Source organism: Alistipes sp. An54 (assembly GCF_002159375.1).
In the GTDB taxonomy this organism is placed as follows: domain Bacteria; phylum Bacteroidota; class Bacteroidia; order Bacteroidales; family Rikenellaceae; genus Alistipes; species Alistipes megaguti.
Window position 1 is genome coordinate 188,582 of record NZ_NFIA01000001.1, and the last position, 11,674, is coordinate 200,255.

Below are 11,674 nucleotides of genomic sequence, written 5' to 3' on the forward strand. Positions count from 1 at the left end.
CGTTTGCGGGAGAATCACGGTTCGAGACGGGTTCCGACCGCAATTCAGAGAAACTACTCCAGCGTCAGATCGTCCAGACAGAAGTAGCACGGCGTATAGGTGCCTGCCGCAATGACGGAGGTGAAGGTGAGCTTGTCCACCTCGCCCAGCGAGGAGAGATCCACCCGAACCCACTCCTCAACGCGCTTCGTACCGTCAACCAACGTGCAGGTCACGCTCTTGCCCTCAACACCGTCGAGCCATCCGGTGATCTTCACGGCATAGGTGTCGGCAGCATCACCCGTGAAATAGGTGTAGGTATAGGTCGAATTGGCCAGGTAGACACAAACGGGCTTCATGGCCTCGGCAAAGTCAATCTGCGGCGCGTTGTAATCCTGCGGCTCGGACCAGCCGGCACCGGCCGTATTTCCGTCGTATCCCACGGCAAAGGTAGCCGAACCGTTGGCGCCACCCTCTGCCCATACATCGAACTGGTTCGTCCAATCGGAGGTCGCAGCCTCCTTGTTGGCATGCTGCGACAGCACGAATCCGCCCCACGTGTCGGACACCGCAACGCCATCCATATCGTAGAGCGTACCATCGTTGTAATACCCGCCGAACATCACCGTGCCGCCCAGCGCCTGGAAATAGGGTCCCTGCCAGTATTTCTGCTCGTAATCATCCTCCTCGGTGGCGTAGGGTTTGGCCCAGAAAACGTGGTCGCGCGAATAGGCAATATTCCCGGACGAATAGACGTCGATATGCCCCAACGCAACCGGCTGGCCGAGATAGTCCGTCACGTTCTCGCCCGCCTCAAACGAAATAACCCGATTGGTGGGTTCGGTTTGCGGTCCCGGAATCTCGTCCTTGTCACTGTCCGAACAGGAGACAAAGGCTGCTGCCAGAAGCACAGCCAGAAATGATCGTTGCAAAAGTTTCATAACTGTTTGGTTTTATGAGTTAGTTTGTATGCATAAAAAAATCCGATCCCGGACCTCCCCGAAATCGAATCTCAATCCATACACAGCTTGAAACACACGCCTCCTGCGCCCAAGCCGATCGACACGATGCTCCGTTCTCCGCAGATGCACCCGAGAAAGATTCAATTCCCGACGGGAAGTGCAAGGCAGGTCTTCTGGCTCGTCCCGGTTGCAACGCCTTCCCGGTCCTGCGGGACCAGTGGCCAAAGCGTGTCGCAACCTCCTTACGGGACTTACAGCAGCGGGAACTGCTGCCGACTTTCACGGCATTCCCTTTTCATCACGCCGGGTCTGCCCGACCCTTTGTGAACCTTTGCGGTGCAAAGTTACAAAATAAATTCGTATCTTTGCCCCGCAAACCTAAAAAACATGAAATCATGAAGCACGCTTACGTGTTCCCGGGCCAGGGCGCCCAGGCCGTCGGGATGGGCAAGGACCTCTACGACAACGTTCCCGAAGCAAAGGAACTCTTCGAGAAAGCCAACGAAATACTTGGATTCCGCATCACGGACATCATGTTCGCCGGAACCGACGAGGAGCTCAAACAGACCAAGGTTACCCAACCGGCCGTATTCCTCCACTCGGTGATCATGGCCAAGGCCCTCGGCGTAAAACCCGATGCCGTTGCCGGACACTCGCTCGGCGAGTTCTCGGCACTGGTCGTTGCCGGAGCCCTTTCGTTCGAGGACGGTCTGAAACTCGTCTCCAAACGTGCCATGGCCATGCAGGCCGCCTGCGAGGCTCAGCCCGGTACGATGGCTGCCATCCTCGGTCTGGAGGACAAGGTCGTTGAGGAGATCTGCGCTTCGACCGACGGTGTGGTCGTTGCCGCCAACTACAACTGCCCGGGACAGCTGGTAATCTCGGGAGCCGTCGAGGCTGTCGAGGCCGCCTGCGAGAAGGCCAAGGCTGCCGGCGCCCGCCGCGCCCTGCGTCTGCCCGTCGGCGGTGCGTTCCACTCGCCGCTGATGGAGCCCGCCAAGCAGGAGCTCGAAAAGGCCATCCACGAGGCTCCGTTCCAGACCCCCACGTGCCCGATCTACCAGAACGTGGACGCCAAACCCTATACCGATCCGGCCGCCATCAAGGCCAATCTGATCGCCCAGCTGACCGCTCCCGTGCGCTGGACCTACATCGTCAAGAACATGCTGGCCGACGGCGTGACGGAGTTCACCGAACTCGGCCCCGGCACGGTGCTCCAGGGTCTGATCCGCAAGGTCGACGCCAACGCCACCGTCGAGTCGAAATCGACGCTGTAGTGCCTCCGCGGTTGAGACCCGCGCAAACAAGAAAATAACGACCTGTAATTCAGGTCGTTATTTTTTTATTGTCCTTCGAAAGCAAAAACTTTATTAAATTTATTAAAAACTTTGCATTATTTAAATATTCTTATTACATTTGCATAATTACTAAAAAACAGCCTGAAAGGATGACATCACTCACCGAATTTTTCAACAAACACGAAGACGAGGCCCTGAAGGGCATTTCTCACAAAAACAGCATCATCAAGCGCAATATCATCGCGCACATGGCCGTCAACGGCGAATGTACGCTCTCGGAGCTGACCAAGGAGCTGCACATCAGCGTCCCCACGATCACCAAACTGGTTCAGGAGCTCGTCGAGGAGAACATTGTCACCGATCTGGGCAAAGTCGAAACCCCCGGAGGCCGCCGTCCCAACATCTTCGGTCTGGCCAATTCGGCCATCTACTTCGCCGGAGTCAACGTCGGCCGCGACAACATGCGCTTCCTGATCACCGACCTGCAGAACAACATCATCAAGGAGGAGAACGACTTCACGTTCGAACTCATCGACCGCCCGCAGTGCATCGACCGCATCTGCTCGAACATCGAGAACTTCATCGCCAACTGCGGCATCGACCGCGGCAAGATTCTCGGACTGGGCGTCTGCATGACCGGACGCGTCAACCCCGCCACGGGCCGCAGCTACAAATACTTCACCTCGAGCGAGCAGTCGCTGCGTGACATCATCGAACAACGGGTCGGCATCCGCGTGCTGCTCGAAAACGACACCCGCGCCCGCTGCTACGCCGAGTACACCTGCGGCAAATCGAAGGACGAAAGCAACGTCCTCTACCTCCACATGGGCCGGGGCGTGGCCATCGGCATCGTTGTCGACGGACAACTCTACTACGGAAAGAGCGGATTCGCCGGCGAGTTCGGCCACATCCCCTTCTTCGATAACGAAATCATCTGCTCGTGCGGCAAAAAGGGATGTCTCGAGACCGAGGTCTCGGGTATCGCCATCGAGAACAAAATGTGCCAGCTGATCGAGAAGGGGGTCAACACGATCCTCAAGGAGAAATACGACCAGCAGAAGAGCATCCACATCGACGACATCATCAATGCCGCCAAAAACGACGACAACCTCTCGATCGAACTCATCGAGGAGGCCGGCGAAAAGGTCGGCAAGGCCGTGGCATTCCTCATCAACACGTTCAACCCCGAGACGGTGATCGTCGGCGGAAACCTCGCCGCGGCTGGCGACTACATCATGCTGCCGCTGAAGTCCGCCACGAACAAATACTCGCTCAATCTGGTCTACAAGGATACGAAGTTCCGCGTCTCGAAGATGAGCGAAAACGCCAATGCCTGGGGTGTGGCCATGCTCATCCGCAACAAGGTCATCGGACTGCGATGACGCTCGAGGGGGAGCTGATCCGGCTGCGGGCCGTCGAACCCGAGGATGCCGAACTGATCCACACGTGGGAGAACGACCCGGACGTCTGGGCCGTCAGCGGCACCACGGAACCCTTCTCGCATGAACAGATCCGGCAATTCGTTGAGCGGCAGTTGCAGGGCGGAGATCTCTTCCGCACCGGTCAGTTGCGCCTGATGATCGAGGTACCGGAGAGGTCCCGCACGATCGGGACGCTCGACCTGTTCGAATACGACCCGTTGCACGGACGCGCCGGACTGGGAATCCTGATCTACGACGCAGAGCAACGGGGCAGAGGGTATGCAGCCGATGCCGTAGAGACATTCTGCCGTTATGCACGCGAGGGGTTGCGGATGCACCAGTTGTGGTGCAACGTCGGAGCCGACAACGCGGCAAGCCTCGGACTCTTCCGCAAACTGGGATTCCGGGAGGTTGGCACGAAACGCGACTGGCTCTGGACGCCCGACGGCTACCGCGACGAGATCCTCTTCCAGAAAATCCTCGACTGACCGGAGGGAGGGGAAGTGGAGCGGCAGAACTCGCGGTCCCGGACGACGGCAGAGCGGATGCGGCCGACAAAATCGGGAACAGACGCGGCCGACAGCGGCACATGGAGTTCCGAAACCGATGACAGATATACAGCGAGACAAAAAAATCCCGACCTCACAAGGGTCGGGATTTTTCATTGCCACACGGCGCAGGACTACTCCAGGCGACGCGAACCGTCGGAGATCACCACGTCGTAGATCTTCGGTTCATGACCATACTTGGCATTGAACTTCTCTTTGGCCGTAGCGATGAAATGGTCGTAGAGCGAGTTCTTCACCAGATTGATCGTGCAACCGCCGAATCCGCCGCCCATGATGCGCGAACCCGTCACACCGCACTCCTCGGCCACCTCAACCAGGAAATCCAGCTCTTCGCACGACACTTCGTAATCCTTCGACATGCCCCAGTGGGTCTCGTACATGCGTTTGCCTACGGTCTCGTAGTCGCCCTTCTCCAGCGCATCGCAGACATCCAGCACACGACGCTCCTCGCCGATCACGTAGCGGGCCCGCTTGTAATCCTCTTCGGAGATCTTCTCCTTGATGGCATCGAGCTGCTCCATCGTGGCGCCGCGCAGGAACTCCTGTCCCAGGGCCTTGGCCACCCGCTCGCACGAAGCCCGGCGATCGTTGTAGGGCGACCCCACGAGTTCGTGTTTCACACGCGAATCCACCAGCACGAGGCGGTAATCCTTCGGATCGAACGGGAAATAGGCGTACTCAAGCGAACGGCAGTCCAGACGGATCAGATTGCCCTTCTTGCCAAAGACCGAGGCAAACTGGTCCATGATGCCGCAGTTCACACCGCAATAGTTATGCTCGGTAGCCTGGCCGATCTTGGCCAGTTCGAACTTGTCGATGCCGCAGTGGAAAAGGTCGTTCAGCGCAAAGGCGAAGGTCGACTCCAAAGCCGCCGACGACGACATGCCGGCACCCAGAGGCACATCTCCGGCAAACACCGTGTCGAAACCGCCGATTACGCCGCCGCGTTTCTGCACCTCGCGGCAAACGCCGAAGATATAGTGAGCCCAGCTTTCGGCCGGTTTGTCCTCCTCGCGCAGTCCGAATTCGGAGCGCTCGTTCAGGTCAAGGGCAAAGGCGCGTACCTTGTCCGTTCCGTTGAGGCGGATGGCGGCCACGATCCCCTTGTCGACAGCTCCCGGGAAAACGAAACCTCCGTTGTAGTCGGTATGCTCGCCGATGAGGTTGATACGTCCGGGCGAGGTGAAGAGAATGGCTCCGTCGCCGAACAGTTCGCTGAACTTGCTGCTTACTTTTTCTTTCATGCTCATGGTTCTATCGTAGTTTTTAAGTGATTCGAATTGTACGAAGATAGTAAAAAATCTGCAGTTTCGTATATTTCCCCGTGCCAAATAATCATAAACGAGATTCAACCCGAAGACGGAGCGACAGCCGGAGAGAGTGACAAAGGTGTGAAAAAGCGGCGAACAGCAGGTTTCGACTTGTAATCCCGGAAATATTCGTTACCTTTGTATATATTTCATTTCAAAAGCACCAACCTTAACTTTTCTGCGATATGCTCAAACCTCTTGCCCTGACCGCCGCCCTGCTGTTTGCCGGGGGCGTCGCTGCAGCCCAACCCAAAGTCATTGCCCACCGGGGCTACTGGACCCTCCCGGGTTCGGCTCAGAATTCGCTGGCTTCGTTCAGCAAAGCCGATTCGGTCGGAGTCTTCGGTTCGGAGATCGACGTCTGGCTCACCTCCGACAACCGTCTGATCGTCAACCACGACCGTGTCTTCAAGGGGACCGACATCGACATGGAGCGCGACAAGGCCAATCTGATTACGCAAATAGTCCTGCCCAACGGCGAACGCATCCCGACGCTGGACGCCTATCTCAAACTGGTCGCCTCGAAGCCCGACACCCGGCTGATTCTCGAGATGAAGTCACTTTCGGACCTCAACCGCGAGGATCTGGCCGCCCGGAAGATCGCCCAGGCGCTGCGCAAACACAGACTGCTGGAGCGCACCGACATCATTGCCTTCTCGATCAACGCCTGTCTGGCCTTCAAAAAGCTGCTCCCCGATACGAAAATCTACTACCTGAACGGCGATCTGCCGCCCAAGAGCATCAAGGCGCTGGGGCTGGCCGGCATCGACTACTCGACGGGGGCACTGCGCCGGAATCCCCAATGGATCAAGCAGGCCCACGACCTCGGGCTGGAGGTCAACGTTTGGACGGTGGACTCGGAAGAGGATCTGAAATACTTCATCGAACAGGGCGTGGACTACATCACGACAAACTACCCCGAACGGCTGCAGGCCCTGCTGAAGGAGTAGAACAACCGGAATTCAAAATAAGAGCGGCTGATGCGGCCGCTCTTTTTCATATCCTGTCCGTCCTGTGCCGGGCAAAGACCGACGCCCGGAATCCCGACCGTCAAGGCTCCACAACCCGGGATTCCGACCGTCAAGGCTCCACAACCGTCACCTCGACACCGCGCTCACGCAACCGGTCCAGATAGAGCGGTTGAATGCCGCTGTCGGTGATGATCCGGTCGACGGCCTCCAGATCGCAGATCTTGCTGAAACCCCGACGCCCGAACTTCGAACTGTCGGCCAGCACAACGACCTTCTGCGCCGCCTGAATCATGGCGTTGTTGAGCGAAGCCTCGAGCATGTTGGTGGTTGTCAGTCCGAATTCGAGATCCAGGCCGTCGACCCCGATGAAGAGTTTGCTGCAGTTGAAATTGCGCAGCATCGACTCGGCAAAGGGCCCGACCACCGAAACCGAACTGCTGCGGGTGATGCCGCCCAGCTGGATAACGTCGACATCGGGCTCCTGCGAGAGGATCTGCGTCACGGGCACGGCGGCCGTAATGACCGTCAAATGGCCCTTGGGACGAATCTCCCGGGCCAGAAAGGCCATGGTCGTTCCCGAGGCGATGATGATCGAATCGTCGGGGGAGATCAACGCGGCGGCCGCGGCGCCGATAGCCCGTTTCTCGGCCACGTTCTTCTTCTCCTTCTCATTGACGTGACGATCGCTGATATAGGGACTGATCAGAATGGCGCTGCCATGCGTCCGGTAGAGCTTCTTCTGTTGCTCGAGATAGGAGAGGTCCTTGCGGATGGTCACCTCCGACACGCGGAAGAGTTCGGAGAGCTGGGTCACCGAAATCGATCCGTTCTGCTGCAAAAGGGCCAGAATCCGGCTGTGACGCTCCGGCAGGCTCAACAAGGGTTCTTCACCAGGTTTATTCATGGGTGATGGTCTGTTTTATGAAGACAATATACAAAAAATATCCCGAAAAACATGAACAAAATCAAGAAAACAACCAATACAACGGACGTGGAAGCCCATCCGGGTGATTTCAAAATAAAAGACACTTCGTTTTGATATTGCGAAAAACATTCGTATTTTTGTTGCGAAACGAAATAACCCCGGCGGCCGAACTTCCCGTCCCGCTGCCACCCGAACCTTAACTACCATGTGGAAACTGCTGCAACCGCCTGCCTATAAGGCGGAAATGCCTGCCGGGCAGATCGACCGCAAATACCGCAAACTGCGGCTTCAGGTCTTCATCGGCATCTTTATCGGTTATGCGGGATTCTATCTCGTCCGCAAAAACTTCTCGATGGCCATTCCCGAGCTGGCCGCCCTTGGCTTCGACACCAGCGAGCTGAGCATCGTCCTGTCGATGAACGCCGTGGCCTACGCCCTGTCGAAATTCCTCATGGGCAGCGTCTCCGACCGCAGCAACGCCCGGGTCTTCCTGCCGCTCGGACTGATTCTCACGGCCCTCTCGATGATGTTCATGATCGTCCCGGTGACGCTGCTCGGTCCCGAGCACAAACAGCTCGCCATCATCATCATGGCCATTCTGAACTTCCTGGTCGGATGGTTCAACGGCATGGGCTGGCCCCCGTGCGGACGGGTCATGACCCACTGGTTCTCGCAGAACGAACGCGGCACGAAAATGTCAATCTGGAACTGCGCCCACAACGTCGGCGGAGCCCTCGTCGGACCGATGGCCGTCTACGGCGCGCTGTGGTTCGGATCGTGGTTCTACGGCTCCCACTCCGAATACTACTTCCTGATCGGCACCTATCTCTTCCCGGCCGTCGTGGCCATCTTCATTGCCCTGCTGGCCTACGTCATGATCCGCGATACGCCGCAGTCGTGCAGCCTGCCCTCCGTGGAGAAGTGGCGCAACGACTTCCCGAAAAACTACAGCGCCAAGCAGGAGGAGGTGCTCACCACCCGGGAGATCTTCTTCAAATATGTCCTCAACAACAAGCTGCTGTGGTTCATCGCCATCGCCAACGCCTTCGTCTACATGGTACGCTACGGCTGTCTGGACTGGGCACCGACCTACCTGCGCGAAGCCCAGGGCTACGACATCAAACAGGCCGGCTGGGCCTATTTCGCCTATGAGTTCGCCGCCATCCCGGGGACGCTGATCTGCGGCTGGATGAGCGACCGCTTCTTCCACGGACGCCGGGCCCTGCCGACGATTCTCTTCATGGCCATCGTGGCGCTCTTCATCTTCCTCTACTGGCAGTTCTCGTCGAATTACGTCATCGTGACGCTGTCGCTCATCGCTATCGGGTTCTTCATCTACGGGCCGGTGATGATGATCGGCGTGCAGGCCCTCGACCTGGCGCCGAAGAACGCCTCGGGCACAGCCGCCGGACTGACGGGTTTCTTCGGCTACTTCCTCGGCACGGCGATCCTGGCCAACATCGTGCTGGGAACGGTGGCCGACCGGGCCGGCTGGGACTGGACCTTCGTGCTGCTGATCGGCGCCTGCGTGCTGGCGATCGTCTTCATGGGCTTCACCTACCGGGAAGAGAAGGAGCGTGCGAAGAGGGAATAATCACCGGCTGCGCGATCCGCAGCACAACAAGTCTACGGCAAACCGACTGATACGCGAAAGCCTCCCGACGGTGTGCGTCGGGAGGCTTTTTCGTCTTTTTTTTGAGGGGGGGGGTGAGTCGGCGGGGAAACCCGGCAAGAAAGAGACGAGAGGACAAACGGAAAGGGGCCGGCAGGAGTTGGCAGGGAGAAACAGGCAGGGCCGAGCCGGTGGAAAGAACTGGCGGATCAGAGGATCGTATAGCGCCGAAGTTCACGGCTGAGTTCCTTCTCGCGTCCGCCGACCAAACGGTCCAGCAACGCATGGAAACGCGGCGAATGGTTGTGGTGAACCGTGTGGCAGAGTTCATGGAGGATGACGAAATCGCGCAGATGCCCGGGCAGCGTCATCAGAAAGAGACTCAACGAGATGTGATTCTGTCCCGAACAACTCCCCCACTTCGTGCGCGAGGCACGGATCGAGAGTTTTTCGTAACGCAGCCCCGTTGCGGCCGAAAGCCGGGCAATACGCTCCGGAAGGTCCTCCCTGGCGGCCCGGCGTAACTCCTCGATGCGGGTTTTCTGCTCCGCGGGCGGGAGTTGCGGCGGCAGGGCGGCACGTCTGCGGGCCAGCCGCTCCCGGGTGGCGAGAATCCAGTCGGCCTTCTCGTCGAGGAACGCCAGCGCCCGCCGCCGCGACACCCCGAAGGGGTAGGCGAGCCGCACGGCTCCCGTGGCCCGCACGCGAATCGAAACCCGCCGGGCCCGGGGTGACTGCGCAAGGGTCACCTCTCCCAGACGCGGATGGTCGATCACCTCGGTTATTTCAACCCGTCCGACGCGCCCTGCCGCCCCGCTCTTCCGGCCCCAACCGATCATCGCAACCACAGGGAATGCACCGAGAGCGAGTTAATGACATCAACCGAGTCGCGACGCTCTACCGAAAGCTGTTCGAAGAGGATCCGGCACCGTTCGTCGCGGTAATCCAACAGCCGCAGCGTCTGTTCGCGGGTCGGCGCCACACCCGCCGCAGGGTCGAATCCGCTTGCAGACAGCTGCTTTTGCAGCAGTTCCGCCAACGGGATCTCCACGACAGGCTGCCGCTCCCCGACCCGGAAGCGCAGCGTATCGTTCTCGATGATGCAACTCTCGGGATTCCAGACGGACAGATTGACATAACAGCGCGTGTAACGACCGTCGATCTCGAACCGGGCGTTGTGGGGCAGATAGGCATCCACGGAGGAGGGCGAAATGGTCTCCGCGACAGCCTGCGTCCACCCCCACTGCACGTAGTCGCGCATCGACTCGGGAAGAGTAGCCACCCAGTCGTCCGTGGAGCGAAGACCGAAGCGGGCAAACGTGGCGCTGTCGCGTTCGACATACTGCAGCGCCTCATACAGCTCGCGGAACTCCTTGCGGCGGGCCGTATCGGCCACCGCGACGGGAGCGAGCGAGAGGTGTCCCCGTTCGTCGAGACGCCCCAGCGCGGAGGCAAGGCGTTCGACACGCCGCGTCTGCGACTGCAGGGCCCTGCGTTCGGGCTCCAGAGCCGGAATGTAGGCTACCGCGGCAAAGACCGCCATGGCGAAGAGCACCACCCAGAGGTAACGCCCCGCACGGCGCCAGAGAAAGAGTCCGATGCAGAAGGTCATCACCACGCCGCAGGCCAGGAGATAGATGCGCGGCACGGTCAGTCCGTACTCACCGACACGCCGCACCACCCCGACCCAGAACAGCACGAGAATGGGCAGAGACACGAGGCTGAAACGGTCATAGAACCAGTCGAAGGTGCGTTTGGCCAGAGGCAGCCGCAGCGCCTTGACCAACAGGGTCGTTATCGTGAATCCGAAGACCAGATAGGCCACCCCGCCCTCGGGCAGCGACCACGTCACGAGGATCTTCAACAGATAGAGGTAGAGGACGGCGGCATAGATGACGACGGCCGGCGTGATGATTCCGTTCATCAGCACCTCCAGGACGCGCGACGAACCCATGCGGGCCTCCTCCCAGCGGTCGAGCATCATCAGGAAGAGGGCCGGGACGGCGAAGAACTGCACGACGAAAAAGAGATCCGTCGTCAGGTGCATGACCCAGCGGGCTTCGGCGAATCCGAAGATGTAGGCCGCCGACCAGAAGATCGCCTCGAAGAGCCCGTAGGCAACATAGGCGAAGAGCATGGCCAGCACCGCCGCCCGCAGACAGACCAGCGCGTCGGCTACGAAACGGTCGTTTGCCGCAGCCCGGCGCGAGGCCAGCAGCGCCAACGGCGTGAGAATGGCCAGCGTGATGACCGCCTGCGCCGACTCCAGCCATCCGGCGAGCCCCGACCAGAGGTACAACGGCACCAGCGGAACCCATGCTACCCAGTAGATGCGGCGCCATACGGTCTGCCCGACCAGCCGGTTGACCACCAACAGCAACAGGGCGCCCCATTCCATCACCACCAGACGCGCGACAGGGGGTTCGTGCCCGGTTTCATAGCAGACGATCAGCGTCACGGTGAGTGCCAGCAGCAGAAGCAGCTCCAACGGATGACGGCGCACAACGGTTTGAAGCCCCTCGCGGAGCTCCTTCAATCGGGTACGGAAATTCCATTTCATGGCTATGTTTTTTATGATGGCACGAAATGAGGCCCCCAACGGGGCGACCGGTCCGCAGCCGAACGTC

At 59.2% G+C, this 11,674-nt stretch carries 10 protein-coding genes and 1 riboswitch; of the genes, 5 read left to right on the forward strand and 5 right to left on the reverse strand.

All coding sequences use genetic code 11. From position 1 onward, the window contains the following. Positions 1 to 53 precede the first annotated feature (53 nt). Positions 54 to 920, reverse strand: coding sequence for a DUF4465 domain-containing protein (locus tag B5G09_RS00680; protein ID WP_087403618.1), 867 nt, complete (start codon positions 918 to 920; stop codon positions 54 to 56). 166 nt (positions 921 to 1,086) lie between these two features. Next, positions 1,087 to 1,289: riboswitch (cobalamin riboswitch) on the reverse strand. Positions 1,290 to 1,336: 47 nt separating this feature from the next. Here B5G09_RS00680 and fabD point away from each other — a divergent pair. From fabD to B5G09_RS00695, 3 genes are all read left to right on the forward strand, one after another. Continuing rightward, positions 1,337 to 2,218, forward strand: a complete 882-nt coding sequence (fabD, locus tag B5G09_RS00685; protein WP_087308920.1) for an ACP S-malonyltransferase — start codon at positions 1,337 to 1,339, stop codon at positions 2,216 to 2,218. A 170-nt stretch (positions 2,219 to 2,388) separates the two neighbouring features. Then, positions 2,389 to 3,621 (forward strand): ROK family transcriptional regulator, encoded by a 1,233-nt coding sequence (locus B5G09_RS00690; protein ID WP_087403619.1) that lies wholly within the window; start codon positions 2,389 to 2,391, stop codon positions 3,619 to 3,621. After that, positions 3,618 to 4,148 (forward strand): GNAT family protein, encoded by a 531-nt coding sequence (locus B5G09_RS00695; RefSeq protein ID WP_087403620.1) that lies wholly within the window; start codon positions 3,618 to 3,620, stop codon positions 4,146 to 4,148. The genes B5G09_RS00690 and B5G09_RS00695 overlap by 4 nt, the downstream gene beginning before the upstream one ends. Positions 4,149 to 4,342: 194 nt before the next feature. Here the strand turns inward: B5G09_RS00695 and galK are convergent, their stop codons facing one another. Then, a complete protein-coding gene (galK, locus tag B5G09_RS00700; protein WP_087403864.1) occupies positions 4,343 to 5,473 on the reverse strand; it encodes a galactokinase in 1,131 nt (376 codons plus the stop codon). 251 nt (positions 5,474 to 5,724) lie between these two features. On the opposite strand from galK, the gene B5G09_RS00705 reads away from it, so the two are divergent. Continuing rightward, positions 5,725 to 6,489: a glycerophosphodiester phosphodiesterase family protein gene (locus B5G09_RS00705; protein WP_087403621.1), complete on the forward strand. Its 765-nt coding sequence runs from the start codon at positions 5,725 to 5,727 to the stop codon at positions 6,487 to 6,489. Between the two features lie 130 nt (positions 6,490 to 6,619). Here the strand turns inward: B5G09_RS00705 and B5G09_RS00710 are convergent, their stop codons facing one another. Further along, a complete protein-coding gene (locus B5G09_RS00710; RefSeq protein ID WP_087403622.1) occupies positions 6,620 to 7,414 on the reverse strand; it encodes a DeoR/GlpR family DNA-binding transcription regulator in 795 nt (264 codons plus the stop codon). 226 nt (positions 7,415 to 7,640) lie between these two features. Between B5G09_RS00710 and pgtP the strand changes: the two genes are divergently transcribed. After that, the gene (pgtP, locus tag B5G09_RS00715) at positions 7,641 to 9,029 is read left to right on the forward strand and encodes a phosphoglycerate transporter protein PgtP (RefSeq protein WP_087403623.1); all 1,389 of its coding nucleotides are present in this window, start codon (positions 7,641 to 7,643) and stop codon (positions 9,027 to 9,029) included. A 227-nt stretch (positions 9,030 to 9,256) separates the two neighbouring features. On the opposite strand, the gene B5G09_RS00720 is transcribed toward pgtP, so the two are convergent. Both B5G09_RS00720 and B5G09_RS00725 read right to left on the reverse strand, forming a co-directional pair. Continuing rightward, complete coding sequence (locus tag B5G09_RS00720) at positions 9,257 to 9,832, reverse strand: YgjP-like metallopeptidase domain-containing protein (RefSeq protein WP_087403865.1); 576 nt, start codon at positions 9,830 to 9,832, stop codon at positions 9,257 to 9,259. Between the two features lie 50 nt (positions 9,833 to 9,882). Continuing rightward, positions 9,883 to 11,607 (reverse strand): DUF4153 domain-containing protein, encoded by a 1,725-nt coding sequence (locus B5G09_RS00725; protein WP_087403624.1) that lies wholly within the window; start codon positions 11,605 to 11,607, stop codon positions 9,883 to 9,885. Positions 11,608 to 11,674: the final 67 nt, after the last annotated feature.

Coding starts and splice junctions, on each gene's coding strand:
- B5G09_RS00680 (WP_087403618.1), bottom strand. CDS start 920: ATGAAACTTTTGCAACGATCATTTCTGGCTGTGCTTCTGGCAGCAGCC.
- fabD (WP_087308920.1), top strand. CDS start 1,337: ATGAAGCACGCTTACGTGTTCCCGGGCCAGGGCGCCCAGGCCGTCGGG.
- B5G09_RS00690 (WP_087403619.1), top strand. CDS start 2,389: ATGACATCACTCACCGAATTTTTCAACAAACACGAAGACGAGGCCCTG.
- B5G09_RS00695 (WP_087403620.1), top strand. CDS start 3,618: ATGACGCTCGAGGGGGAGCTGATCCGGCTGCGGGCCGTCGAACCCGAG.
- galK (WP_087403864.1), bottom strand. CDS start 5,473: ATGAAAGAAAAAGTAAGCAGCAAGTTCAGCGAACTGTTCGGCGACGGA.
- B5G09_RS00705 (WP_087403621.1), top strand. CDS start 5,725: ATGCTCAAACCTCTTGCCCTGACCGCCGCCCTGCTGTTTGCCGGGGGC.
- B5G09_RS00710 (WP_087403622.1), bottom strand. CDS start 7,414: ATGAATAAACCTGGTGAAGAACCCTTGTTGAGCCTGCCGGAGCGTCAC.
- pgtP (WP_087403623.1), top strand. CDS start 7,641: ATGTGGAAACTGCTGCAACCGCCTGCCTATAAGGCGGAAATGCCTGCC.
- B5G09_RS00725 (WP_087403624.1), bottom strand. CDS start 11,607: ATGAAATGGAATTTCCGTACCCGATTGAAGGAGCTCCGCGAGGGGCTT.